Source organism: Pseudosporangium ferrugineum, assembly GCF_003002065.1.
In the GTDB taxonomy this organism is placed as follows: domain Bacteria; phylum Actinomycetota; class Actinomycetes; order Mycobacteriales; family Micromonosporaceae; genus Actinoplanes; species Actinoplanes ferrugineus_A.
Genome location: NZ_PVZG01000002.1, coordinates 657,265 through 681,870, shown reverse-complemented (window position 1 = coordinate 681,870; position 24,606 = coordinate 657,265). Strand labels below are relative to the sequence as shown.

Genomic DNA, 24,606 nt, shown 5'->3' with positions numbered 1-24,606 from the left:
GGGCGAGCTGCCATGGTAGGACGACGGGTCCGTCCCGCGGACCGCGGGGCGGCGGACGAAGGAGATGGACGCCATGACGGTCAGCCCGGCCAAGGAGTCACCGATCCTCGACACCCTGCGGGAGGTGGTGGACGGCGCGACGGCCGGCAAGGCCTTCGGCACCCCGGTCCAGCACGACGGCACGCTGGTCCTGCCGGTCGCCAAGGTCGGCGGCGGCGCGGGCGGCGGCAGCGGCACCGGCCCGGCCCCCGACGGCCAGGAGAGCGGCGGCACCGGCGGCGGCCTCGGCCTGTCGGCCAAACCCCTCGGCGTGTACGTCCTGAAGAACGGCAGGGTGAGCTGGCGCCCGGCGATCGACGTCAACCGCATCGTCCTCGGCGGCCAGATCGTGGCGATCACCGGCCTGCTCGTGCTCCGGGCCTTCCTCAAGGCCCGGGCGGCGAACCCGGGCCGCCGCGCCCGCAAGCTCCCGGCCGCCGTCACGGACGCGCCCACGGCGGCGAGGCGACGGATCGAACGCCTCGCCCGCCGCGCGACCCGGTAACGCCCGGTCAGCGCCCGCCGGTCCGGAAGCCCGAACCGTCCGGACCGGCGGGACACGACCTCCTCCCCTGGTCGCCGCACGCCGGCGCTTGACACCCTGGTGGGTGCAAGCCGTCGGCACAGCGACACGGGAGGTGCGCGATGTCCGATGAGCCCACCCTGCGGCTTCCCGCCGTACCCGAGCCGCCGGACGGCCACCGGCGGGCGTGGCGCATCGCCGGACTCGCCGCGCTCCTCACCCTGGTCCTGTTGCTGCCCATCGGGATGTATCTCGTTCTGCGGGGCGGAGGCGAGCCACCCGCCGCCCCGGCCGGCAGCCCGCCCTCGCCGCCGGCCGCCCCCACGTCACCCCCGCCGTCCTCGGCACCGGCACCGGCGCCCGACGGCCGCATTTCGCTCACGACACTCGCCAACAGCACCCTGACCGTTCCGCCCTGGCCCGCGGACAACCTCCGGGGACCCTCCGGACGCGTGCGCTTCCACGACGGCGTCTTCGCCGTCCCGCCGGCCGGCACCGGGCGCGAGCCGCCGAGCTGCGGCCGGCTCGTGATCCTCTCCGTGGCCTACGGAGACGTCGACCGGGACGGGGCCGGGGAGACCGTGGCCGGGATCGGCTGCCTGATCGAGGGCGGGAGCAAGCAGATCGTCGCGTTCGACCGGAACACCGCCGGCCGGATCGTCACGATGGGTCCGGTGGTCGCGACCACCGGGGAGATCCGCGACATCCGCGACGGCAGCGCGTCCGTCGGCGACGACGGCGTCGTGACCGTCCGCCTCGGCGACTACCAGGTCTGCTGTGACGACCGTACGCCGCAGGCCTGGCAGACCCGCGGCTACGGCTGGCACGACGGGCGCTTCGTGCAGGTCAGCGGCGCGGCGCGGATGCCGGCGAACCGCTACGTGACCGAGACCTCCGTCTCCACCGGCGATCTCGTCCTGGGGCCCGCCGTCGCCGGGTACCGGTACGGCACCCTCACCGTGACCGTCCGGCACGGCTGGGGCACCCTCCCCCAGCGCGTCGTCGTCGAGTTCCACCCGTCCGCGGGCCTCGAACGCGCCGGCACGGCCTGGCCCTCACCCGGGCCTGCGACGGGCCCGGGCTTCACCGTGACCGTGGATCCACCGCCCGCGCACGGGGCGGTCACCCGCACGTTCACCTTCCGCCGGCCGGCGGCGATCACCGGCGGCAGCCTCGATCTCGAGGTCGCCGGCTCGACAGCCGCCGTGGCCCGGCTCGGCGAGGCCACCGTGTGGAACAACAGCGTGACCGCGTCGATCCGGACCGTGGACTGAGGCCCGTTCAGGGCCGGTCCGCTTCCGGACCGGTCCCGCGCGCGGCGCGGTAGGCGGCGACCGCGGTGGGCAGGGTCGGGAAGATGCGGTCCGGGCCGAGGGCGTCGACGAGGCCGTACGCGCGCAGCGCCGCGAACAGGTCCTGCTTGACCCGGGCCAACGCGACCACGATGCCCCGCGCGGCCAGCTCGGCGCGGAGGCTCTCGAGCGCGTCCAGGCCGGTGCTGTCCACCTCGACGGTGGCCTCGACGTTGAGGACGAACCAGGCGACCGGCTCCGGCGCGGCGGCGACGGCGGCGAGGGCGCGGCGGCGGAAGTTCTCCGCGTTGGCGAAGAACAGCAGCGAGTCGTAGCGGTAGACGAGCAGGCCGGGGACGGTGGTCGCGCCGGGATAGTCGTCGACGTCGTGCATGCCCGCGAGGCCGGGGACGAAGCCCTGCACCGCGTCGTGCGGCCGGGCGACGCGGTGCAGCATCTCCGCCACGGACAGGGCGACGGCGAGCAGCACGCCGTAGAGGATGTCGAACACGAGCACGCCGGCGCAGGCGGCCAGCGCCAGCAGCAGCTCGCTGCGGCGGAACGCGGCCAGCCGGCGGAAGGCCGCGACGTCGATGAGGCGGGTGGCGGCGTACACGACGATGGCGCCGAGGGCCGCGGCGGGGAACCGGGCCAGCATCGGGCCCGCGAACAGCAGCACCGAGACGACGCACGCCAGCGCGACCAGCGAATACACCTGCGTACGCCCGCCCGCGGCGACCGCCAGCGCGGTGCGGCTCCCGCTGCTGCTGATCGGGAAGCCCCGCCACACCCCGGCGCCGATGTTGGCGACGCCGAGGGCGAGGAACTCCTGGTTGGCATCGACCGGCCGGTCGCCGCGGTCCGCGAACGTCCGCGCGGTCAGCACGGTGTCGGTGTACCCGACGACGAGGACACCGACCGCCGGCAGCAACAGGTCCCTGAGATCGCCGAGCGCGGGCAGCGCCGGGGCGGGCAGCCCGCCGGGCACCGCGCCGACCATCGCGATGCCGCGCTCCCCCAGGTCGAACACGGACACGGCGGCGGTGGCCAGCAGCACCACGATCAGGGGTGTCGGCAGGCGGGGCAGGAACCGGTGCCCGAGGAAGAGCAACGCCAGCAGGGCGGCGGCGAACAGCGCGGTGGCCGCCTGCGTCCGCGGAAGCTGGCGGGCGAACGAGACCAGCTCGGCGGGGACGTTGTCGCCGGTCACCCGCACCCCGGCGAGTCTGCCGAGCTGGCCGGCGATCATCGTGACGGCGATCCCGGCCAGGTATCCGACCAGGACCGGCCGGGACAGCAGGTCCGCGACGAAGCCCAGCCGGGCCGCGAACGCCACCAGGCACAGCACGCCGACGGTCACGGCGAGCGCGCCCGCCAGCGCGGCGTAGCGGCCCGGATCACCGCCGGCCAGCGGGCCGATCGCGGCGGCCGTCATCAGCGCCGTCGTCGACTCCGGCCCCACCGACAGGTGCCGCGACGAGCCGAGGAGCGCGTAGAGGGCGAGCGGCGGGAGGATCGCCCACAGGCCGGTGACCGGGGGCAGCCCGGCGAGGCCCGCGTACGCCATCACCTGCGGCACGAGGTACGCCGCCACGGTGAGGCCGGCGAGCAGGTCACCGCCGAGCCGGCCCCGGTCGTACCCGCGCAGCAGAGCCAGACCCGGCAGCAGGGTGAGCGGGCCGGGGGTCGTCATCGCCGTCCGCCACCCCCGCCGGGTCGGGAAACCGGGCGCCGCCTACCGGTAGACGACCGCCGAGGTGCCGGGGTCGCCGTACCGGTAACCGGCGATCTGTGCCCGCTCATTGAAGCCGAGAATGTTCGGGTAGACCGGTATCCCACGCGGGGTGAGGTCGATCAGCCGTCCCCGTTCCCAGATGAAGGCGCGAATGCCGCCCGGCCGCGGCAGCTCGCTGTAGCCGAGGATCTGCCCGCGGTCGTTGATGTCGGCGGCGGACCGCATCCCGGCGATCCGGCGCAGGGTGCCGCGCTGCCACAGGAACGCCTGGACCCCGGCCGCCGTGCCGGTGTCGCTGTCCCCCACGACCTGCCCGCGCTCGTTGATCGCCGACGCCCGGCTGTACCGGCCGCCGAGCGTGCCCAGGTCGGTCATCCGCCCGCGCTGCCGCAGGAACGCGTGCTGGGCCGGGTTCTCCTCCTGGTCGGCGGTCACGATGCTGGAGCCGACGACCTGGCCCCGGTTGTTGAGGTCCGCGGCGTCGCCGGACTCGTACCGGCCGCCGTCGAGCACGCCGAGGTCGACGAACCGGCCGCCGGTGTAGAGGAAGGGGTGGAAGCTGCCGGGCTCGAACACCCCCTGCCCGGCGACCTGCCCCCTGTCGTTGATCGCCTCCGCCGTGCCCTGGATGCCGAGCTGCACCGTCCGGTACGCCAGGGGCACGGCGGCCCCGGCGGGGGCGGCCGGCACGGCGAACGAGCCGCACGTGGCGAGGGCCGCGACGAGGATTGTCACCCGCGGTCTCATGGGATTCCCCTTTCCGCAGACACGAGCGTTCGCCGGCGACGCTAGGTCGCCGGCCCGTCACCGCGGTAGTGCCGGAGGACCTCCCCCGGCGGCTCAGTAGCCGACGTCGCGGCGGCGCAGCCCGGCGTATCCCGCGGCCACGGCGAGCGCGGCGAGGACGACGATCGTGATCAGGGGTGCCGGGGTCAGATCCGCGAGCGGCACCTGCGGGGTGTGGGCGAACGGCGACGCGCGCCGCACCCAGCCGGGCAGGTCGAACGAGTCGGCGAAGAGGGTGATCACCGAGCAGTAGCCGACGGCGACCCAGCCCAGCACCGCGGCCGGGCGTGGCAGCCAGCCGAGGGCGAGCACCACCACGGCGACGACCAGCCACACCGCGGGCAGGTAGGCGAGGGACACGCCGGCCAGCCGGGGCACCTGGCCGGCGTCGGAGACCGTCAGGCCGTACGTCACGCCCTCGCCCAGGCCGAACGCCAGCAGGACCAGGGCGCTGCCGGCCAGGGCCACGCTGAGGTGACCGGCCAGCCAGGACAGCCGGCCGGTCGCCGTGGCCAGGACCGGCTCGGCCCGCCCGGACGTCTCCTCGCCGCGGAGCCGCAGCATGCCGGCCACCCCGTACGCCGCCGCGAGCAGCGCCGCCATGCCCACGGTCAGCGCCAGGTACGCGTCCACCACGTCCGCCGCCCCGCCGGGCAGGAACTCGGCGATCTCCGGGTTGTCCTCGACGTACTGCTGGATGCTGTCGCCGATCGACCCGTACGCGACCCCGAGCAGGGCGAGTCCCGCCGCCCAGCCGGCCAGGCTGCCGCGTTGCAGGCGCCACGCCAGCGCGTACGGGTTGCTCAGCGACCGGGTGGCGTGGGCGCGGCCGGGCCTCGGGCGCACCAGGCCGGCGCCGAAGTCGCGGCGGCGCGACAGGGCCACCGCGACCGCCACCAGCAGCGCGGCGGCGGCGAACGGGACCAGCAGCACCCACCACCGGTCGCCGGCGAACGGGAACGTGCGCTGGCCCCAGCCGATCGGCGAGGCCCACGACAGGGCGCCGCTGCCGACGTCGCCGGCGGCGCGCAGGACGAACGCGGCGCCGAGCACGAGCGCCACCGCCCCGTACGCGGCACGGGCGTTCTCGAAGACCTGGGCCGCCGCCGCGGTGAGCGTGGCGAACACGACCCCCACCGCGGCCATCGCGGCGCCGAACAGCACGGAGCCGCCCACCGGGAGCCCGGTGCCGGCCATGACGGCGGTCAGCAGCGCACCCACGGCGAGGTTCGTCAGGCCGGCCAGGGCGAGCGCGGCGGCGAGCGGCGCCTGCCGCCCCACCCGGGCGGAGCGGAGCAGCTCGGCGCGGCCGGTCTCCTCCTCGGCACGGGTGTGCCGGCCGATCAGGAACATGTTCATCAGCGCGACCACGACCGACACGAACGCGAAGATCTCGAAGACGACCTCGCCGCCGATCGAGTCCAGCAGGCGGGTCGGCCCGCTCATCGCGATCACCGCGGTGTTGCTGCCGATCGTACGGCGGAGCCGCTCCAGCGCCTCGGGGGTGCCGTACAGCTCCTGGCTCTGGGTGGACTGCACCAGGACGAGGACGGTGGCGCCGAGCAGCCACCACGGCAGGGCGGCGCGTTCCCGGCGCAGCATGAACCGCAGGAGCCCGGGTACGCCGGTCACGGCTGCACCTCGCCGTAGTGGCGCAGGAACATCTCCTCCAGCGTGGGCGGCGTGCTGGTCAGGCTCCGTACGCCCAGCGGCGCCAGCCGGCGCACCACGGTGTCGAGCTGCGCGGTGTCCACATCGAAGCGGGCGTGATGGTCCTCCAGCACCATGTCGTGCACGCCGGGCAGCTCCTCCAGGCCGTCGAGCGGCCGCGCGGTCTCGACCGCGATGGACGTCCGGGTCAGGTGCCGCAGCTCGGTGAGGGTGCCGGACTCGACCGTGCGCCCCATCCGGATGATGCTCATCCGGTCGCACAGCGCCTCCACCTCGGCGAGGATGTGGCTGGACAGCAGGACCGTGCGCCCCTGCTCCTTGACCTCCTGGATGCACTGCTGGAACACCGACTCCATCAGCGGGTCCAGGCCGGAGGTGGGCTCGTCCAGCAGCAGCAGCTCGGCGTCCGAGGCCAGCCCGGCGATCAGCGCGACCTTCTGCCGGTTGCCCTTGGAGTACGTCCGGGCCTTCTTGCGCGGATCGAGGTCGAAGCGTTCCAGCAGCTCGTCGCGGCGCCGCCGGTCCAGGCCGCCGCGCATCCGGCCGATCAGGTCGATGACCTCGCCGCCGCTGATGCCGGGCCAGAGCGTGACGTCGCCGGGCACGTACGCCAGCCGGCGGTGCAGCGCGACCGCGTCGCTCCACGGGTCGCCGCCCAGCAGCCGCACCCGCCCGGAGTCGGGCCGCAGCAGGCCGAGCAGCACCCGGATCGTGGTCGTCTTCCCGCTGCCGTTCGGCCCCAGGAAGCCGTGCACCTCCCCGGCGGCGACGCTCAGATCGAGCCCGTCCAGCGCCTTCGTCCGGCCGAACGACTTGCTCAGCCCGGCGATGGAGATCGCCTCGGTCGATGTGGTCATGCCGGCTCCTTCCCCCGCAGGAAACACCGATGACACCTACCACGCCCGCGGCACGCCACGCCAGCGGCCCGCCGCGACGCCGCGTCCGTGTTCACGTCCCGGTTTCCGGGGAGCGCGGTGCCCTCGCGAACGCCACGACGAGGAGCAGCCCGCCCGCGATCAGCGCGATCCAGGTGATCAGCATCGACACGACCTCGAACCGGTAGTCCAGGCGGGCCCGGTAGATCGCCCCGTACAGGACGAGCACGGCCGTGGTCAGCGCTCCGCCCGCCGCGAAAACCGCGCCGGCCGCGCGGATCGGCCTTGATCCGTGCCCCGCCAGTCCACCACCGAGGAACACCAGCGCCAGGCCCACGGTCGCATACCCGACGTTCTCCAGGGCGATGAAGACGCCGTGCGGGTTGTACTGCGAGAGCGGGGACAGCCCCGCGGTCTCGCCGCTGAGCAGGCTGGGCTGCATCACGGTGAGCTGAACGGCGTAGTCGGCCACGAGCGTGGCCGCACCGGTCACCGCGAACCCCACCCCCGCCCCGGTGAGCACCCGCCGCCCGGGTGCCGCCCGGCCGTGCAGGCACACCGCCAGGACGACGAACAACAGGGCCGTCAGCAGCGCCGGATACATCCACACGTAGTCGCGCGGGACGAACGCCGCGGCCTCGGTGTAGGGATAGCCGATGCAGCCGCTCCGGCAGTACGGGCCCGAGCGCGGCGGTGTGGTGACCGCCGTGGCGGCCGTGGCCGTGCAGGCGGTCACGGTGGCCACGGCCGTCCAGAGGCCGTACCGGGCATCGTTCACGACACCGCCGCCGTGCGCCCCGGCCTGCGGCGCCGCGGGGCGGGCGCGGGGGCCGGAGCCGGGCGCCGGCCCGCGACCAGCAGCGCGGCCACCTCGGCGGTCACGGCGTCCGCGAAGGCGGTCGCCTCGGGCACGGAGGCGAAGTCGGTGGTGATGCCGAACGCGGCCTGGCCGGCGTACGTGAAGACGGCCACGCCGATACGCATCCGTTCGGCGATCGGGACGTACGGCAGGATCTCGCGGATCGGCCGGCCGAGGACGTACAGCTGCCGGTCCGGGCCGGGGACGTTGGTGGTGACCGTGGTCAGGCCCGGCTGGGGCAGGCGCAGCGCCGTACGGATGGCCAGCGACACCGGCGGGAAGGGCTCGCGTTCGGCCAGCGCCACCAGGGCCGCCCCGGCCTCCACCTCGCCGCTCGCCCGCAGGAGGGCGACGCGCCGGTGCACCTCGCGGAGCCGCTCGGCCGGGTCGCCGACGTCCACCGGCAGCACCAGGAGCAGCGACGCGAGCCGGTTGTCGAGCGGCCCGCCGCCGCCGGGCCCGCGCGTGCTGACCGGCACCAGGGTACGGACGGCGTCCGCCCGGGGTTCCTCGCCGCGGTCGAGGAGCAGGCGGCGGAAGGCCCCCGCCACGGCGGCGAGGTACACGTCGTTGATGCTCACGGCGAACGCGTCGGACACCGCGGCGATGTCGGCCAGCGGGGTGCGGGCCACGGCGTAGCGCCGGGCCCGTCCGAGGGGACCGGACAGCGAGGTCGGGGCGGCCGGCACGAATCCCGCGCCCAGGGTCGCCAGCCCGCGCGCCGTCCGGAGCAGCCAGGCGGCGAGGGCGCCGGGGGTACGCACCGCCCGCGCCGCGATCCGCGCCTGGTCGAAGGGCATCCGCGCGAGCTGGCCCAGCGCGTCGAGGGTGAGGTCGAGCGCGCCGGCGCCGGTGCGGGGCTGCCAGTGGTCCGGCAGGGAGCGGCGGGGGTGCGGGCCGGCGTCGCAGATGAGGCGGTAGAGCTGGTTGCCGGAGACCCCGTCCAGCATGCAGTGGTGCACCTTGGACAGCAGCGCCCAGCGCCCCTCCGGCAGGCCCTCGATGAGCCAGTCCTCCCAGAGCGGCCGGTCCCGGTCGAGGCGCTGGCTCATCACCCGGCCCACGAGGCGCTCGAGCGCGGCGTCGCCGCCCGGCTCGGCCAGGGCGGTCCGCCGCAGGTGGAAGTCGAGGTCGAAGCCGGGGTCGTCGGCCCACACCGGCCGGCCCAGGTTGAACGGCACCCGCCGGACCTTCTGCCGGTACCGGGGCACGAGCGGCAGCCGGCCGCGGATCGCCGCGGCGAACTCGGCCTGGCCGGGCGCGGGCCCGTCGAGGACGGCCACCGACGCGATGGCCAGCGACGCGTGCGGGTCGGCGTCCTCCAGGTCCAGGAAGGACGCGTCCAGCGGGCTCAGATACTCCATGGCGCCCCTCCTCGGCCGGCCGTCGCCTGCTGCTGCCACGGTCGCGTGCCGGTGAGCCGGGACGCCAGGGCCGGACGGCCCGTGCGCACGGCCGGGCCGGGGCGCGACGCTGGGGTCATGGTCACCGGCGTCGCCCGCCACGGCACGGTCGAGCTCGCCTACCGGGTGGACGGGCCGCCCGGCGGCGAGCCCCTGCTGCTGATCATGGGTCTCGGGCTGCAACTGCACTTCTGGCCGGACACGTTCGTCGAGCTGCTGACCGGGCGCGGCTTCCGGGTCGCCCGGTTCGACAACCGCGACGTCGGCCTGTCCACGCACCTGCGCGGGCTGGGCGTGCCGTCGCCGCTGGTCCTGGCGCGCCTGCGCCGGCCCGGCTACGGCCTGACCGACATGGCGGACGACGCCCTGGCGGTGCTCGACGCGCTCGGCTGGGACAGCGCCCACGTGGCCGGGGTCTCGCTCGGCGGCATGATCGCGCAGACCCTGGCGGCCCGGCACGCGCCCCGGGTGCGGACCCTCACGTCGCTGTCCTCGACGCCGTCGCCACACATCGGCCGGCCCTGGCCCGCCACGGCCGCCGCCCTGCTGCGCCCGCCCGGGCGCGGGCGCGAGGCGGCGGCGCGGCAGGTCGTGCGGATCTTCCGGATCATCGGGTCACCGGCGTACCCCCGCGACGAGGAGTGGCTGCGCGAGGCGGCGCGGCTCAGCTACGACCGCGGTCACGACCCGGCGGGCGTCCTGCGGCAACTGGCGGCGATCGTGACGGCCCCGGACCGGCGCCCGCTGCTGCGCCGGCTGCGGATGCCGGCCCTCGTGGTGCACGGCGCCGCCGACCCGCTCGTCCGGCTGCCCGGCGGCGTCGCGACGGCGCGGGCGATCCCCGGCGCCAGGCTGGTGATCCACCCGGGCATGGGCCACGACCTGCCGTACGCCCTGCAGCCCGGCATCGCGGACGACATCCGGGCCACCGCGCGCCGCTGGGCGGGTGATCCGGCGGCGCCGGAGCCGTCCTGAGGCGTGCCCGCTGGGCCCCGCCCGACGGGCCGTCCGCCCCTCCATCGCGCACCGCCGGCGGCGCAGGCTGGGCGTAACCGTCCCTGAGGAGGCCGGCATGGACGCGCGGAGCCCCGACCTGACCCCCCTGCCCGACCTGCTGCACGACCGGGCGCGTACGGGCGCCGTCCGGGACCGGCGGCCGGTGTACCTGAACCTGCTGCCGCCGTGCAACGACGCCTGCCCCGCCGGTGAGAACATCCAGGCCTGGCTGGCGGCGGCTCAGGCCGGCGAGCACGAACGCGCCTGGCGCATCCTCGTCGCGGACAACCCGATGCCCGCCATCCACGGCCGGGTCTGTTATCACCCGTGCGAGAACGCGTGCAACCGCGCGCACCTCGACTCCTCGGTGTCGATCCACAGTGTCGAGCGTTTCCTCGGCGACCTGGCGATCGCCCGCGGCTGGGCCTTCGATCCGCCCGCGGCGCCCACCGGCAGGCGGGTGCTGGTCGTCGGCGCCGGGCCGAGCGGGCTGTCCGCCGCGTACCACCTCGCGCGGCTGGGGCATCGCGTCGTCGTCCACGACGCCGGGGCGGAGCCCGGGGGCATGATGCGCTACGGCATCCCCGCGTACCGTCTCCCCCGCGACGTGCTGGCCGCCGAGATCGCCCGCATCCAGGCCCTCGGGGTCGAGATCGTCACCGGCCACCCGGTGCGCGACCTGGTCGCCGAGCGTGCGGAGGGCCGCTTCGACGCCGTGTTCGTCGCGGTCGGCGCGCACCTGTCGAAGCGGGTCGACATCCCGGCCCGGGAGGCCGGCCGGATCGTCGACGCGGTCGGCTTCCTGCGCAGCGTGGCCGCCGGCGAGCGACCCGCGATCGGCCGGCGCGTCGCCGTCTACGGCGGCGGCAACACCGCCATGGACGCCGCGCGGGTCGCCCGGCGGCTCGGCGCGGACGAGGCGGTCATCGTCTACCGGCGGACCCGGGGCCAGATGCCCGCGCACCCCGAGGAGGCCGAGGAGGCCGAGCGCGAGGGCATCACGATCAACTGGCTGCGTACCATCCAGGCCGTCGACGGCCCGGACCTGACCGTCGAGGTCATGGAGCTCGACGCCGAGGGGCGGCCGGTGCCTACCGGCCGCACCGAGACGCTCAGCGCCGACACGGTGATCCTCGCCCTCGGGCAGCGCTGCGACGTCACGTTCCTGCGCGGCGTCCCGGGAGTGCGGTTCACGCCGGACGACACGGTCGTGGTGTCGCCGTCGCTGATGACCGGCTGCCCCGGGGTGTTCGCCGGCGGCGACCTGGTGCCGGCCGAGCGCACCGTCACCGTCGGGGTGGGACACGGCCGGACCGCCGCCCGGCACATCGACGCCTACCTGCGGGCAAGCACGTACGAGCCGCCGGCCGCGCCCCGGACCGCCGGGTTCGGCGACCTGCACCCGTGGTACTTCGGCGACAACGCGCGCCGCGCCCAGCCCGAACGCGACGCGGCCACCCGTACGGGCGACTTCGCCGAGATCGTCGGCGGCCTGGACCCGGACGCGGCGCGGTACGAGGCCGGACGCTGCCTGTCCTGCGGCACCTGCTTCGAGTGCGACGGCTGCCTGGGCTCCTGCCCCGAGGACGCCATCGTCAAGCTCGGGCCGGGCCGCGGCTACCGCATCGACACCGCCCGCTGCACCGGCTGCGGCACCTGCTTCGACCAGTGCCCGGTGCACGCCATCGAGCTGATTCCCGAGGTGACGTCATGACGCGCGTGACGATCGACGGCAACGAGGCCGCGGTGTCGGTCGCGTACCGGCTCAACGAGGTCTGCTGCATCTATCCGATCACGCCCTCGTCCCCGATGGCGGAGCTGGCCGACGAGTGGTCCACGGCGGGCCGGCCGAACGTGTGGGGTTCCGTGCCGGCGGTCGTCGAGATGCAGAGCGAGGGCGGTGCGGCGGGAGCGGTGCACGGCGCGTTGCAGAGCGGGGCGCTCACCACGACGTTCACCGCCTCGCAGGGCCTGCTGCTGATGATCCCCAACATGTACAAGATCGCCGGGGAGCTGACCCCGGCCGTCCTGCACGTGGCCGCCCGGTCCCTGGCCGCGCAGGGACTGTCCATCTTCGGCGACCACTCGGACGTGATGGCGGTCCGCGCCACCGGCTTCGCCCTGCTCGCCTCGGCGTCCGTGCAGGAGGCCCACGACCTCGCCCTGGTCGCCCAGGCGGCGTCGCTGCGTACCCGGGTGCCGTTCGTGCACTTCTTCGACGGCTTCCGGACCTCGCACGAGCTCAACACCGTCGAGCTGCTGGACGACGACGACCTGCGGGCGCTGGTCCCGCCGGCCCTGATCCGGGCGCACCGGGCGCGGGCGCTGTCGCCGGAGCGGCCGTTCATCCGGGGCACGGCGCAGAACCCGGACGTCTACTTCCAGGGCCGCGAGACCGTCAACCCGTACTACGCGCGGGTGCCCGGCGCGGTGCAGGACGCGATGGACCTGCTCGCGCGGCGCACCGGCCGCCGGTACGGCATCGTCGAGTACCACGGCGATCCGCACGCGGAACGGGTCCTGGTCCTCATGGGTTCCGGGGCGCAGACCGCGGCCGAGACGGTCCGGCACCTCGTGGCGCGCGGCGAGCGGGTCGGCGTCGTCCACGTCCGCCTCTTCCGCCCGTTCCCGGCGGCGGAGGTGGCGGCGGCCGTCCCGGAGAGCGCGCGCAGCGTCGCCGTGCTGGACCGCACCAAGGAACCCGGCGGGCAGGGCGAACCGCTGTTCCTCGACGTGCTCGCCGCGCTGGCCGAGAGCCCGCGCGCCGTCCGGCCGGCGGTGATCGGCGGGCGCTACGGACTCGGGTCGAAGGAGTTCACCCCGGGCATGGTCGCGGGGGTCCTCGGCGAGCTGGCCCGCGAGCACCCGCGGCGGCGCTTCACGATCGGCATCGTCGACGACGTCGGCGGCACCAGCCTGCCGTACGGGCCCCTCGACATCGAGCCGGCGGAGACCGTACGGGCGGTCTTCTTCGGCCTCGGCTCGGACGGCACGGTCGGCGCCAACAAGAACACCATCAAGATCCTCGGCGCCGATCCGGGCACCCACGCCCAGGGCTACTTCGTGTACGACTCGAAGAAATCCGGCTCGATGACCGTGTCGCACCTGCGGTTCGGCCCCGCCCCGATCCGGGCGCCCTACCTGGTCACCGGCGCGGGCTTCGTCGGCTGCCACCACCCGAGCCTGCTGGAGCGCGCCGACGTCCTCGCCCCCGCGGCCGACGGCGCCGTGCTGCTGCTGAACTGTCCCCGGCCACCGGACGAGGTGTGGGACGCGCTGTCCCGGCCGGTGCAGGAGGAGATCATCGCCCGGCACCTGCGGCTGTACGCGGTCGACGCGGACCGGGTGGCGACCGGGGCCGGGCTGCCGGGGCGCACCAACACCGTGCTGCAGACGTGCTTCTTCGCCATCTCCGGCGTGCTGCCCCGCGACGTGGCGATCGCACGGATCAAACAGAGCATCACCAGAACGTACGCCCGGCGCGGCGCCGAGGTCGTGGCCCGCAACCACGCCGCCGTGGACCACGCCCTGGCCGGCCTGCACGAGGTGCGCGTCCCGGCCGCGGCCACCACCGTCCGCGAACCCGCCCCCATGGTCCCCGGCGGCGCGCCGCCGTTCGTCCGGGCGGTCACCGCCACGATGATGGCTGGCCACGGCGACCGGCTGCCGGTGAGCGCGCTGCCGGCGGACGGGACGTACCCGGGCGGGACGACCGCGTACGAGAAACGCAACGTCTCCGACCTCGTCGCCGAGTGGGACCCGCAGCTGTGCATCCAGTGCGGCAACTGCGGCTTCGTCTGCCCGCACAGCGTGATCCGCAGCAAATTCTTCGACCTGAAGGAGCTGGCCGGGGCGCCCGCCGGGTTCGCCAGCGCCCCGCTGAACGCCCGGGGTCTGCCCGGTTCGCGGTTCGCACTACAGGTGTACCTCGAGGACTGCACCGGTTGCGGCCTGTGCGTCGAGGCCTGCCCGGTGAGCGCGCCGGACGACCCGGAGCACCGGGCGATCAACCTGGCGGCGCGGGAGCCGGCCCTCGACGCCGGCCGCGAGTCGATCACCTTCTTCGAGACCCTGCCGGTGGCCGACCGCACCCGGGTCGACTTCGAGACGGTACGCGGCGCGCAGTTCCTGCAACCGCTCTTCGAGTTCTCCCTGGCCTGCGCCGGCTGTGGTGAGACGCCGTACCTGAAGCTGCTGTCCCAGCTGTTCGGCGACCGGCTCATGGTCGCCAATGCCACCGGCTGCTCGTCGATCTACGGCGGGAACCTGCCGACGACGCCGTGGACGCACAACGCCGAGGGACGCGGGCCGGCCTGGTCGAACTCGCTGTTCGAGGACAACGCCGAGTTCGGGCTCGGCTTCCGGCTCGCCGCGGACCTGCACCGCGACCTGGCCGCGGCGCGGCTGGGCCAGCTGCGCGAGCGGCTCGGCGCGGACCTGGTCGACGAGATCCTGCGGGCGCCGCAGCGGCGCGAGTCCGAGTTCGCCGCCCAGCGCCGCCGCCTCGCCGAGCTGGAACGCCGGCTGGCCGGCCTCGACCCCGCCGAACCCGCCGTCGCCGACCTGCGCAGCGTCGTGGACCACCTGGTGCGGCGCAGCGTGTGGATCGTCGGCGGGGACGGCTGGGCGTACGACATCGGCGCCGGCGGCCTCGACCACGTGCTCGCCGGCGGACGCGACGTCAACGTGCTGGTCATGGACACCGAGGTCTACTCCAACACCGGGGGCCAGATGTCCAAGGCGACGCCGCTGTCCGCGGTCGCCAAGTTCGCCGCCGGCGGCAAGCGCACCCCGAAGAAGGACCTGGCGCTGCAAGCGATCTCCTACGGCAACGTCTACGTCGCCCGGGTCGCCATGGGCGCCGATCCGCAGCAGACCCTGCGGGCGCTGCGCGAGGCCGAGGCGTACGACGGCCCGTCGCTGGTGATCGCGTACGCCCACTGCATCGCGCACGGCATCGACCTGCGCCAGGGGATGGACCAGCAGCACCGGGCCGTGGCGACGGGCTACTGGCCGTTGATGCGCTACGACCCGGTGCTGCGGGCCGCCGGGGCCAACCCGTTCCTGCTCGACTCCGCGCGGCCCCGGCTGCCGCTGAGCGCGTACACCGAACGGGAGCTGCGCTTCCGGCAGTTGCACAGCACCGACCCGGCGACGGCGCAGCGGCTCGCCGCGCTGGCGCAGGAGGCCGTCGACCAGCACTGGCAGCTCTACGAGGAGATGGCGGCGAGGGGGCCGGAACGCTTCCCGGCCGACGCCCGGGGCACGTGAGGCCGAAGGACCCGGCCGGTTCGGGCGGTGTGGCCCGGGTGCGCGCGGCGCCGCGGGGGCAGCGTCAGGGGAAGGACATCGCTGGAGGAGGAAACCATGACCACCATCGGCCGCGGATCCGCGGCGCACCTCGAGAAGGTCGAGGCACCCGGACACATGCTCACCAAGACGGCGGCGAAGGCGCTGGCCGTGTTCCGCATCTCGCTCGGCTTCGTGTTCCTGTGGGCGTTCTTCGACAAGACGTTCGGGTGGGGCTACGCGACACCGTCGGCCCGCGCCTGGATCAACGGCGGCTCCCCCACCAAGGGCTTCCTGTCGTCCGTGGACATCGGACCCTTCCAGGGCACGGCGCACAGCATCGCCGGCGACTGGTGGGCCAACTGGCTGTTCATGCTCGGCCTGCTGGGCATCGGCGTCGCCCTCGTGCTCGGCATCGGGTTGCGGATCGCCGCCGGTGCGGCGACGCTGATGATGGCGTTCATGTGGTTCGCCGAGTTCCCCCTGGCGCAGCACACGAGCTCCGGCGAGCCCAGCGGCTCGACCAACCCGATCACCGACTACCACTTCATGTACGCCGTCGGCGCCGTCGTCGTGGCCCTCACCTACGCGGGCCACACCTGGGGGCTGGGCCGCTGGTGGGCGGGCCTGCCGTTCGTGCAGCGCCACCGCTGGCTGATCTGAGATCCGGCGGCACGCAGCAGCCGTCCGGCCGGGGCCTCACGGCGGTCGACCTGGCCGGACGGCATCGTCGCGGCGCGGAAGGCGGGAGAACGCATGACGACCATCGGAGTGCCGCGCGAGGCGGCGGGCGGGGAACGGCGCGTGGCCCTGGTGCCCAGCGACGTGCCCCGCCTGCGGCGGATCGGCCTCGACGTTCTCGTCGAGGCCGGCGCGGGAGCCGGCGCGTGGCACGACGACGCGGCGTACGAGGCCGCCGGCGCCACGGTCACCACCCACCCCCTGCTGTACGCCGGCAGCGACGTGATCGCCGGCATCGGCCCGCCGGAGGACGCCGGCGCCCTGCGCGCCGGACAGCTGCTGGTGGGCCTGCTCGCGCCCCGCGGCCGTCCGGCGCTGGTCCGGGCCCTGGCCGCGGCCGGCGTCACCGCGGTCAGCCTCGACCTGCTGCCCCGGACGCTCAGCCGGGCCCAGGCCATGGACGCCCTCACCTCCCAGGCGAGCGTGGCCGGCTACAAGGCGGCCCTGGTCGCCGCGGACGCGTACGGCGGCTACCTGCCGATGCTGATGACCGCGGCGGGCACCACCCGGCCGGCCCGGGTGCTGGTCCTCGGCGCCGGCATCGCGGGGCTGCAGGCGATCGCCACGACCCGGCGGCTCGGCGCGGCGGTGACCGGGTACGACGTCCGGGAGGCGGCCTGCGAGGACATCGCCTCCACCGGCGCCGACGTGCTGCGCCTCGGCACCCCGGCCGCGACCGGCGAGGGCGGCTACGCGCGGGCGCTCACCGCGGACGAGGCGGACCGGCAGCAGCGGGCCCTGGACGAGGCGGTGGCCGGCTTCGACATCGTCATCACCACGGCGCAGGTGCCGGACGGCCGGCCGCCGGTGCTGGTCACCGCCGCCGCCCTCGCGGCACTGCGGCCGGGTTCGGTGGTCGTCGACGCCGCCGCCGGCCCGCACGGCGGCAACGTCGACGGTTCCCGGCCCGGCGGCACCGTGCGTACGGACCGGGGGGTGACCGTGATCGGCGCCGGGAACCTGGCCGCCCAGGTGCCGCAGGCGGCGTCGGCCGCGTACTCCCGCAACCTGTGCGCGCTGCTCGCCGCGCTGATCCGCGACGGCGTGCCGGCGCTGGACCCGGCCGACGAGATCCACGCCGCCGTCGTGGTGACCCGCGACGGCGAGGTCGTGCACCCGCGCGTCCGGGAGGCCCTCGACCAGGAGGTCACATCATGAACGCGCTGCTGCTCGCGGACCTCACCGTGTTCACCCTGAGCCTGCTCGTCGGGTTCGAGGTGATCAGCAAGGTGCCGGCGACCCTGCACACGCCGCTGATGTCGGGCGCGAACGCCGTCCACGGCGTCGTGATCGTCGGCGTGATGCTGCTGGCCGCCTCGGTCACCACCGTCGCCGGCTACGTGCTGGTGCTGATCGCGGCCGCGTTCGCCGCCATGAACGTCACCGGCGGGTACGTCGTCACCGACCGGATGCTCGCGATGTTCCGCACCCGCAAGGAGGGGCGCCGATGAGCGGCTTCGACACGACCGTGCACCTGATCTACCTCGCCTGCGCGGTCTGTTTCGTGCTGGGGCTGCACCTGATGAACGCCCCGGCGTCGGCGCGCCGCGGCAACCGGTTGTCGGCGGCCGGCATGACCGCCGCGATCGTCACCACCGCGGCGGTGCTGGTGCACGACCGGGTGATCGCGGGCTGGGCGGTGGCGGCGCTGGTCGCCGGCGGCGTGCTCGGCGCGGTGGCCGGGCTGATCACCGCGCGCCGGGTCGAGATGACGGCGATGCCGCAGCTGGTCAGCCTCTTCAACGCCGTCGGCGGCGGCGCGGCCGCCCTGATCGCCCTCGGCGACGCGCTCGCGCATTCCGCGGACCTCGCCGGGCAGCCGGTGCGGACGTCGGTCACGACCGTGCTGGACCTGGCCATCGGCGGGGTCACGCTGAGCGGGTCCCTGGTGGCCTCCGGCAAGCTGGCCGGGATGGTGCCGGGCCGGCCGATCGGGGTGCCCGGCGGCCGGTGGATCAACGCCGTCCTCGGCCTCGCCGCCGTGGTGCTCGCCGGGCTCTTCCTCACCGGTCACGCCGGGATGGCCGCGCTCTACGGCATCGGGTTCGCCGCCCTGGCCGCCGGGGTGCTGCTCACCCTGCCCATCGGGGGCGCCGACATGCCGGTGGTCATCTCGCTGCTGAACGCCTGCACCGGCACCGCGGTCGCCATGGCCGGCTTCGTCCTCGGCAGCGACGCCCTGATCATCGCCGGGGCCCTGGTCGGGGCGGCGGGCGCCATCCTGACCAAGCTCATGGCCGACGCGATGAACCGCCCGATCAGCGCCATCATCGCGGGCGGCTACGGCACCGGCGACGACGCCGCCGGGCCCGCGGGCAGCACCGGCCCGGTCCGGGAGGTCACCGCCGAGGACGCCGCGCTGCAGCTCGCGTACGCCCACAAGGTCGTGATCGTGCCCGGCTACGGCCTGGCCGCGGCGCAGGCCCAGCACGAACTCGTCGCGCTGGCCCGGGCGCTGACCGAGCGCGGCGCCGAGGTCAGCTACGGGATCCACCCGGTCGCGGGCCGGATGCCGGGCCACATGAACGTGCTGCTCGCCGAGGCGGACGCCCCGTACGCGCAGCTCAAGGATCTCGAGGAGGTCAACCCGCAGTTCCCGGGGACGGACGTGGCGCTGGTCGTGGGCGCCAACGACGTCACCAACCCGGCGGCGCGGCGGCCGGGCAACCCGGTCTCCGGGATGCCGATCCTCGACGTCGACCGGGCCCGCAGCGTCATCGTCATCAAGCGCTCCCTCGGCCACGGCTACGCCGGCATCGACAACGAGCTGTACACCCACCCGTCCACCGCGATGCTCTTCGCGGACGCCAAGAAGGGGCTGAGCGCCCTCCTCGTCGGCGTCCGCGAATATGCGGCCTGAGGCCGTCCGGCCCTTGTGCGTAGCCGCCGGTGCGGGGACCGTCGGTCCCACAGCCGCACGCGCACCCGGGAGGCAGCCATGGGACGGACCTCGTCGGCCCACGCCGCACCGGCGGCGCGGCGCACCCAGCTGCTGCATCGCATGCTGCTGGTACGGCGGCTGGAGGAGCAGCTCGCCCTGGCGGCGGCCACCCCGGCGCCGGAGGCCGGCGACGAGGCGGTCGCGGTCGGGCTGCTGACCGCGCTGGCCCCCGGGGACGCGCTGATCGCCGCCGGGCCGCACGGACCCTGGCACGCGCTCGTGGCGGCCGCGGCGCTGTTCGGCGGCGACGTGACCACGGCCGCGGGCCCGGACCAGGCGGTCGCCCGGGCCCGGGACACGGCCCGCGACGGCGACCACCGGGTGGTGGCCGTCTGCCTGCCGGGCGCCGCCCCGGCCGGCGGGGACCTCGGCGGCGTCCCGCTGCTGTTCTGCCACCGCGGCCACCTCGCCGCGGCCGGCACCGCGGCCACCGTCCTCTCGGTCGACGGCGACGACGTGGAGGCCGTCACCGGCGCGGCCGGCGCCGAGGCGGGCGTGCTCCGCGCCGGCGCCGGGCCGTGCCTGCTGGGCCTGCGGTCCCCCGGGCCCGGCCACGACCCGATCGCCCGGCTCGCCGGGCGCATGCGCACCGACCACCAGCTCGACGACAACACCCTGCGGGCGATCGACCGCGACGCGACCGCCCGGGCCGCGGCCTTCGTCCGCAACCGCCCGCCCGCCGGCTCCTGAGCGGGCCCGGACAGCGTCCCCGCCGCCCGGGCCCGGCACGCGCGGATGTCCGGGTCAGTGGAAGCGCCAGGCGACGATGTTCGGGACGATGTCGGTGGCGTACGGGTCGTCGTTGGGGCGGTCCGGGTTGCAGACGAACACGCCGAGGCCGTACGTCGTCTGTCCGCCCTGCTCGGTGCCGTACGGCCGGAGGCACTTGCCGGAGCCCCAGGCGTCACTGACGAACTTCACCCAGCCGTTCCTGCCCGCCGCGTACCAGCTGGTTCCCCACTCGCCGCAGTTGCTCAGCCCGACGAGGTTGTTCGACAGGGCCTTGAGGCAGGTGCCGGAGTTCTTGTGCCTCACTTCCATCCAGCCCGAGTTCCCGACGGTCCACACCTGGAAGACGTTCCCGGCATTGCACTGGTGGAGATAGGCGGAACCCCCGTCACCGTCCAGGCACCAGCCCGGATTTCCCACGTTCTCGTAGCGCGCGTCTCCGGCGGCGGACGCCGGCGCGGCGCTCACCAGGAGACCGGCGAACGCGGCGATCATCGCGACGCCCAGGGTCGCGAATCGGCCCGGCCGCCCGAGGTCCCGTGGTCACGGGCCGTAGTCCTCTGATCAACAGCACGGGCGGCCGTCACCCTGGAGGGAGAACCCGAGAGACGGAGGAAGGACATGCGCGCCGCAGTGGTGACCGGCTTCGACAAGCCGTTGGAGATCAAGGAAGTGCCGACCCCCGTCCCGGGCGCCGGCCAGGTGCTCGTCCGGATCGAGGCGAGCGGGCTGTGCCACACCGACATCCACGCCGCGCAGGGCGACTGGCCGGTCAAGCCGGCGCCGCCGTTCGTGCCGGGGCACGAGGGCGTCGGCATCGTCGAGGGCGTCGGCGCCGGCGTCACCGGGCACGCCCCCGGGGACCGGGTGGCGATCCCGTGGCTGGGCCACGCCTGCGGCACCTGCGAGTACTGCGTGAGCGGCTGGGAGACGCTGTGCGAGGCGCAGCAGAACACCGGCTACTCCATCGACGGCGGGCACGCCGAGTTCGCGGTCGCCGACGCCCAGTACGTCGTCCGCGTGCCCGACGGCATCGACCCCGCCGAGGCCGCGCCGCTGACGTGCGCGGGCGTCACCACGTACAAGGCGGTCAAGGTCGGCGGGGTCACCCCGGGCGACCGGGTGGCGATCTTCGGCATCGGCGGGCTGGGCCACCTCGCCCAGCAGTACGCCCAGATCTTCGGCGGCGAGACCATCGCCGTCGACGTCACCGAGGAGAAGCTGTCCCTGGCCAAACAGCTCGGAGCCGCCCACGTCGTCAACGCGGCCACCACCGACCCGGTCGCGGCCATCGAGGCGCTCGGCGGCGCGGACGTCGCCGTGGTGCTCGCGGCCAGCCCGCGGGTCATCGAGCAGGCGCACGCCTCGCTGCGGCGCGGCGGCCGCCTGGTGCTGGTGTCGCTGCCGAAGGACAACGCGATGTCCCTGCCGATCTTCCAGACCGTGCTCAAGGGCATCCGGATCATCGGTTCCATCGTCGGCACCCGCGCCGACCTGGCCGAGGTGTTCCAGCTGCACGCCGCCGGGCGTACCCGCGTGCTGTTCGAGCCGCGCCCGCTCGACGACATCAACGCGGCGATCGCCGACGTGCTGGCCGGCCGGGTCCCCGCCCGGCTCGTGCTGCTGCCCTGAGAGTGACGCACGGCACGGTCCGTAGGTCCCGGTAGGCCCCGCCTGCCGGGACCTACGGCCCTGATCAACCGGAGCCGGGATCGGCGAGGCTGGAATCATCAGCGAGGAGGAATCATGGAAGCACGCAACGCCTGGCGCGGATTCACCGGCGACGGATGGCGCGACACGATCGACGTCTCCGCCTTCATCCACGACAACGTGACGCCCTACGACGGCGACGCGGAGTTCCTGGCCGGCCCCACCCACCGCACCGAGCGGCTCTGGCGTGAGCTGCAGCGCATGTTCGTCGAGGAGCGCAGCCGGGGCGTCTACGACATCGACACCCACACCCCGTCGACGATCACCTCGCACGCTCCCGGCTTCATCGACCGCTCCCACGAGCTGATCGTCGGGCTGCAGACCAGCGCCCCCCTGCGGCGCGCCATCATGCCGGCCGGCGGCCTGCGGATGGTCGAGGCCGGGCTGAAGGCGTACGGGTACGCGCTCGACCCCACCGTGCACGCGATCTTCTCCCGCTACCGCAAGAGCCACAACGCCGGCGTGTTCGACGCGTACCCGGAGGACGTGCTCGCCGCGCGGCGCTCGCACATCATCACCGGGCTGCCCGACGCGTACGGCCGCGGCCGGATCATCGGCGACTACCGCCGCGTCGCCCTCTACGGCGTCGACCGGCTGATCGCCGAGCGCAAGGAGCTCAAGCGCGCGCTCGACGGGAAGCTCTCCGCCGAGGACGTCATCCGCGACCGCGAGGAGCTGGCCGAGCAGATCCGGGCCCTGGGCGAGCTGAAGGAGATGGCGGCCGGCTACGGCTACGACCTCTCCGGGCCGGCCACCACCGGGCGCGAGGCGATCCAGTGGCTGTACTTCGCGTACCTGGGCGCCACGAAGGAGCAGAACGGCGCCGCCATGTCGCTGGGCCGCACCTCCTCGTTCATCGACGTCTACCTCGAGCGGGACCTCGCCGAGGGCACCCTCACCGAGGAGGCGGCGCAGGAGCTGATCGACGACTTCGTGATCAAGCTGCGGATCATCCGCTTCCTGCGGACCCCCGAGTACGACGAGCTGTTCTCCGGCGACCCGACCTGGGTCACCGAGGCGATCGGCGGCAAGGGCCTGGTCACCCGCACCAGCTTCCGCTACCTGCAGACCCTGTACGACCTGGGCCCGGCCCCCGAGCCGAACCTGACCGTGCTGTGGTCGCCGGACCTGCCGGAGGGCTTCAAGCGGTTCTGCGCCCAGGTGTCGATCGACACCAGCTCGATCCAGTACGAGAACGACGACCTGCTGTGCGCGGCGTACGACGACGACACCGCGATCGCGTGCTGCGTGTCGGCCATGCGCGTCGGCAAGGACATGCAGTTCTTCGGCGCCCGGGCGAACCTGGCCAAGGCCCTGCTGTACGCGATCAACGGCGGCCGGGACGAGCTGACCGGCGCCCAGGTCACCCCGCCGATGCCGGCGATCGAGACCGACGTGCTGGACTACGAGCAGGTCATGGCCGCGTTCGACCGGACGCTGGACTGGCTCGCCGAGACCTACGTGGACGCCCTCAACGTCATCCACTACATGCACGACAAGTACGCGTACGAGCGCCTGGAGATGGCCCTGCACGACCACCCGGTGCACCGCTTCCTGGCGACCGGCATCGCCGGGCTCTCGGTGGCCGCGGACAGCCTCTCGGCCATCAAGTACGCCCAGGTGAAGGTCCTGCGCGACACCGACGGCAAGGCCGTGGACTACACGGTGGACGGCGACTTCCCGACGTACGGCAACAACGACGACCGGGCCGACGCCATCGCCGTGGACCTGGTCGAGCGGTTCATGGCCAAGATCCGGCGCCAGCCGACGTACCGCGACTCGGAGCCGTCGCTGTCGGTGCTGACCATCACGTCGAACGTCGTGTACGGCAAGCACACCGGCAACACCCCGGACGGCCGGCGGGCCGGCGAGCCGTTCGCGCCCGGCGCCAACCCGATGAACGGGCGGGACCGCCACGGCCTGGTCGCCGCGGCCCTGTCGGTGGCGAAGCTGCCGTACGCCAGCGCCCGCGACGGCATCTCGCTCACCACCACGGTGACCCCGGCGGGTCTGGGCCGCAGCCGCGAGGAGCGGATCGGCAACCTGGCCGGCGTGCTGGACGGCTACACCGCGGCCGGCGGCTTCCACCTCAACGTCAACGTGCTGGACCGGGCCACCCTCGAGGACGCCATGGCGCACCCCGAGAAGTACCCGCAGCTCACCATCCGGGTCTCCGGGTACGCGGTGAACTTCGTCCGGCTCACCACCGAGCAGCAGCGCGACGTCATCTCGCGCACGTTCCACGGGGCGCTGTGGTGATCGGCTCCGTCCACTCCTGGGACGTCTCGATCGGCGTCGACGGGCCGGGCACCCGGTTCGTGGCCTTCCTGGCCGGGTGCCCGCTGCGCTGCCTCTACTGCCACAGCCCCGACACGTGGTACCGGCGCAGCGGCACCCCCACCAGCACCGACGACCTGCTCACCCAGATCCGCCGCTACGAGCGCTTCATCAAGGTCTCCGGCGGCGGGGTGACCCTGAGCGGGGGCGAGCCGCTCCAGCAGCGCGACTTCACCCGCGAGGTGCTGACCCGCAGCAAGGAACTGGGCCTGCACACGGCCCTGGACACCAGCGGCTTCCTCGGCGACCGGGCCGACGACGCCCTGCTGGCGGCCACCGACCTGGTCCTGCTGGACATCAAGTCGGGTGACCCGCGGACGTACCGCCGGGTCACCCGCACCGGCCGGCTGGACCCGACGGCCCGGTTCGCGCACCGCCTCGGCGACCTGGGCAAACCGGTCTGGGTCCGCTTCGTCCTCGTCCCGGGCCTCACCGACGACCCGGAGAACGTGGCGGCGGTGGCCCGGCTGGTGGCCGAGGTGCCGACGGTGGAACGCGTGGACGTCCTGCCGTTCCACCGCCTCGGCGCCGCGAAGTGGGAGGCGCTGGGCCTCACCTTCCCCCTCGCCGGCACCGCACCGCCGGACCCCGAAGCGGTGGAACGGGTCTACGCGGAGTTCCGCGGCGTGGGTGTGCCCGTGTTCTGAGCCGACCCCGGAGCGTTTCACTCATCCTCGGTA

20 protein-coding genes are annotated in these 24,606 nt (G+C 74.5%); 13 read left to right on the top strand and 7 right to left on the bottom strand.

Annotated elements, in window-relative coordinates; translation table 11 throughout:
• The first annotated feature begins 73 nt into the window (after positions 1-73).
• Together CLV70_RS07250 and CLV70_RS07245 are read left to right on the top strand one after the other, a co-directional pair.
• A complete protein-coding gene (locus CLV70_RS07250) occupies positions 74-544 on the top strand; it encodes a spore germination protein GerW family protein (RefSeq protein ID WP_106125647.1) in 471 nt (156 codons plus the stop codon).
• 140 nt (positions 545-684) lie between these two features.
• Positions 685-1,836, top strand: a complete 1,152-nt coding sequence (locus CLV70_RS07245) for a hypothetical protein (protein ID WP_106125556.1) — start codon at positions 685-687, stop codon at positions 1,834-1,836.
• 7 nt (positions 1,837-1,843) lie between these two features.
• Here the strand turns inward: CLV70_RS07245 and CLV70_RS07240 are convergent, their stop codons facing one another.
• The 6 genes from CLV70_RS07240 to CLV70_RS07215 form a co-directional block, all read right to left on the bottom strand.
• The gene (locus CLV70_RS07240) at positions 1,844-3,547 is read right to left on the bottom strand and encodes a SulP family inorganic anion transporter (RefSeq protein WP_106125555.1); all 1,704 of its coding nucleotides are present in this window, start codon (positions 3,545-3,547) and stop codon (positions 1,844-1,846) included.
• 42 nt (positions 3,548-3,589) lie between these two features.
• The gene (locus CLV70_RS07235; protein ID WP_106125554.1) at positions 3,590-4,336 is read right to left on the bottom strand and encodes a hypothetical protein; all 747 of its coding nucleotides are present in this window, start codon (positions 4,334-4,336) and stop codon (positions 3,590-3,592) included.
• A 93-nt stretch (positions 4,337-4,429) separates the two neighbouring features.
• Positions 4,430-6,007 carry an ABC transporter permease gene (locus tag CLV70_RS07230; protein ID WP_245908077.1) on the bottom strand — a complete coding sequence of 526 codons (1,578 nt, stop codon included), beginning with the start codon at positions 6,005-6,007 and terminating at the stop codon, positions 4,430-4,432.
• Positions 6,004-6,903: an ABC transporter ATP-binding protein gene (locus CLV70_RS07225; protein WP_106125553.1), complete on the bottom strand. Its 900-nt coding sequence runs from the start codon at positions 6,901-6,903 to the stop codon at positions 6,004-6,006. The genes CLV70_RS07230 and CLV70_RS07225 overlap by 4 nt, the downstream gene beginning before the upstream one ends.
• A 91-nt stretch (positions 6,904-6,994) precedes the next feature.
• The gene (locus tag CLV70_RS07220; RefSeq protein WP_106125552.1) at positions 6,995-7,699 is read right to left on the bottom strand and encodes a hypothetical protein; all 705 of its coding nucleotides are present in this window, start codon (positions 7,697-7,699) and stop codon (positions 6,995-6,997) included.
• On the bottom strand, positions 7,696-9,144 hold the full coding sequence (locus CLV70_RS07215) for a wax ester/triacylglycerol synthase family O-acyltransferase (protein ID WP_106125551.1): 1,449 nt from the start codon (positions 9,142-9,144) through the stop codon (positions 7,696-7,698). The genes CLV70_RS07220 and CLV70_RS07215 overlap by 4 nt, the downstream gene beginning before the upstream one ends.
• Before the next feature lie 117 nt (positions 9,145-9,261).
• Between CLV70_RS07215 and CLV70_RS07210 the strand changes: the two genes are divergently transcribed.
• The 8 genes from CLV70_RS07210 (at position 9,262) to CLV70_RS07175 (ending at position 19,840) form a co-directional block, all read left to right on the top strand.
• Positions 9,262-10,158, top strand: a complete 897-nt coding sequence (locus CLV70_RS07210) for an alpha/beta fold hydrolase (RefSeq protein WP_106125550.1) — start codon at positions 9,262-9,264, stop codon at positions 10,156-10,158.
• A 97-nt stretch (positions 10,159-10,255) separates the two neighbouring features.
• On the top strand, positions 10,256-11,893 hold the full coding sequence (locus tag CLV70_RS07205; protein ID WP_106125549.1) for an NAD(P)-binding protein: 1,638 nt from the start codon (positions 10,256-10,258) through the stop codon (positions 11,891-11,893).
• Entirely contained in the window at positions 11,890-15,450 is a 3,561-nt protein-coding gene (nifJ, locus tag CLV70_RS07200) for a pyruvate:ferredoxin (flavodoxin) oxidoreductase (protein WP_106125548.1), read from the top strand. The genes CLV70_RS07205 and nifJ overlap by 4 nt, the downstream gene beginning before the upstream one ends.
• Positions 15,451-15,546: 96 nt before the next feature.
• On the top strand, positions 15,547-16,131 hold the full coding sequence (locus CLV70_RS07195; RefSeq protein WP_106125547.1) for a DoxX family protein: 585 nt from the start codon (positions 15,547-15,549) through the stop codon (positions 16,129-16,131).
• A 93-nt stretch (positions 16,132-16,224) separates the two neighbouring features.
• A complete protein-coding gene (locus CLV70_RS07190; protein ID WP_106125546.1) occupies positions 16,225-17,367 on the top strand; it encodes an NAD(P) transhydrogenase subunit alpha in 1,143 nt (380 codons plus the stop codon).
• Positions 17,364-17,660, top strand: a complete 297-nt coding sequence (locus CLV70_RS07185) for an NAD(P) transhydrogenase subunit alpha part 2 (RefSeq protein ID WP_106125545.1) — start codon at positions 17,364-17,366, stop codon at positions 17,658-17,660. Before CLV70_RS07190 ends, CLV70_RS07185 begins: the two co-directional genes overlap by 4 nt.
• On the top strand, positions 17,657-19,069 hold the full coding sequence (locus CLV70_RS07180) for an NAD(P)(+) transhydrogenase (Re/Si-specific) subunit beta (protein WP_106125544.1): 1,413 nt from the start codon (positions 17,657-17,659) through the stop codon (positions 19,067-19,069). Before CLV70_RS07185 ends, CLV70_RS07180 begins: the two co-directional genes overlap by 4 nt.
• 78 nt (positions 19,070-19,147) lie before the next feature.
• On the top strand, positions 19,148-19,840 hold the full coding sequence (locus tag CLV70_RS07175; RefSeq protein ID WP_106125543.1) for a thiamine pyrophosphate-dependent enzyme: 693 nt from the start codon (positions 19,148-19,150) through the stop codon (positions 19,838-19,840).
• 54 nt (positions 19,841-19,894) lie between these two features.
• Here CLV70_RS07175 and CLV70_RS07170 read toward each other — a convergent pair whose 3' ends face one another.
• Positions 19,895-20,374 carry an RICIN domain-containing protein gene (locus CLV70_RS07170; RefSeq protein ID WP_106125542.1) on the bottom strand — a complete coding sequence of 160 codons (480 nt, stop codon included), beginning with the start codon at positions 20,372-20,374 and terminating at the stop codon, positions 19,895-19,897.
• A 126-nt stretch (positions 20,375-20,500) separates the two neighbouring features.
• Here CLV70_RS07170 and adhP point away from each other — a divergent pair, with 126 nt between their 5' ends.
• The 3 genes from adhP to pflA all read left to right on the top strand — a co-directional run bounded on the left by adhP (position 20,501) and on the right by pflA (position 24,573).
• Positions 20,501-21,511 (top strand): alcohol dehydrogenase AdhP, encoded by a 1,011-nt coding sequence (gene adhP, locus CLV70_RS07165; protein WP_106125541.1) that lies wholly within the window; start codon positions 20,501-20,503, stop codon positions 21,509-21,511.
• A 114-nt stretch (positions 21,512-21,625) separates the two neighbouring features.
• Positions 21,626-23,848, top strand: a complete 2,223-nt coding sequence (pflB, locus tag CLV70_RS07160; RefSeq protein ID WP_106125540.1) for a formate C-acetyltransferase — start codon at positions 21,626-21,628, stop codon at positions 23,846-23,848.
• On the top strand, positions 23,845-24,573 hold the full coding sequence (pflA, locus tag CLV70_RS07155) for a pyruvate formate-lyase-activating protein (RefSeq protein ID WP_245908076.1): 729 nt from the start codon (positions 23,845-23,847) through the stop codon (positions 24,571-24,573). The genes pflB and pflA overlap by 4 nt, the downstream gene beginning before the upstream one ends.
• Positions 24,574-24,606 lie beyond the last annotated feature (33 nt).

Coding starts and splice junctions, on each gene's coding strand:
- CLV70_RS07225 (WP_106125553.1), bottom strand. CDS start 6,903: ATGACCACATCGACCGAGGCGATCTCCATCGCCGGGCTGAGCAAGTCG.
- CLV70_RS07250 (WP_106125647.1), top strand. CDS start 74: ATGACGGTCAGCCCGGCCAAGGAGTCACCGATCCTCGACACCCTGCGG.
- adhP (WP_106125541.1), top strand. CDS start 20,501: ATGCGCGCCGCAGTGGTGACCGGCTTCGACAAGCCGTTGGAGATCAAG.
- CLV70_RS07180 (WP_106125544.1), top strand. CDS start 17,657: ATGAGCGGCTTCGACACGACCGTGCACCTGATCTACCTCGCCTGCGCG.
- CLV70_RS07210 (WP_106125550.1), top strand. CDS start 9,262: ATGGTCACCGGCGTCGCCCGCCACGGCACGGTCGAGCTCGCCTACCGG.
- CLV70_RS07190 (WP_106125546.1), top strand. CDS start 16,225: ATGACGACCATCGGAGTGCCGCGCGAGGCGGCGGGCGGGGAACGGCGC.
- CLV70_RS07240 (WP_106125555.1), bottom strand. CDS start 3,547: ATGACGACCCCCGGCCCGCTCACCCTGCTGCCGGGTCTGGCTCTGCTG.
- CLV70_RS07245 (WP_106125556.1), top strand. CDS start 685: ATGTCCGATGAGCCCACCCTGCGGCTTCCCGCCGTACCCGAGCCGCCG.
- pflB (WP_106125540.1), top strand. CDS start 21,626: ATGGAAGCACGCAACGCCTGGCGCGGATTCACCGGCGACGGATGGCGC.
- nifJ (WP_106125548.1), top strand. CDS start 11,890: ATGACGCGCGTGACGATCGACGGCAACGAGGCCGCGGTGTCGGTCGCG.
- CLV70_RS07170 (WP_106125542.1), bottom strand. CDS start 20,374: ATGATCGCCGCGTTCGCCGGTCTCCTGGTGAGCGCCGCGCCGGCGTCC.
- CLV70_RS07235 (WP_106125554.1), bottom strand. CDS start 4,336: ATGAGACCGCGGGTGACAATCCTCGTCGCGGCCCTCGCCACGTGCGGC.
- CLV70_RS07205 (WP_106125549.1), top strand. CDS start 10,256: ATGGACGCGCGGAGCCCCGACCTGACCCCCCTGCCCGACCTGCTGCAC.
- CLV70_RS07195 (WP_106125547.1), top strand. CDS start 15,547: ATGACCACCATCGGCCGCGGATCCGCGGCGCACCTCGAGAAGGTCGAG.
- CLV70_RS07215 (WP_106125551.1), bottom strand. CDS start 9,144: ATGGAGTATCTGAGCCCGCTGGACGCGTCCTTCCTGGACCTGGAGGAC.
- CLV70_RS07185 (WP_106125545.1), top strand. CDS start 17,364: ATGAACGCGCTGCTGCTCGCGGACCTCACCGTGTTCACCCTGAGCCTG.
- CLV70_RS07175 (WP_106125543.1), top strand. CDS start 19,148: ATGGGACGGACCTCGTCGGCCCACGCCGCACCGGCGGCGCGGCGCACC.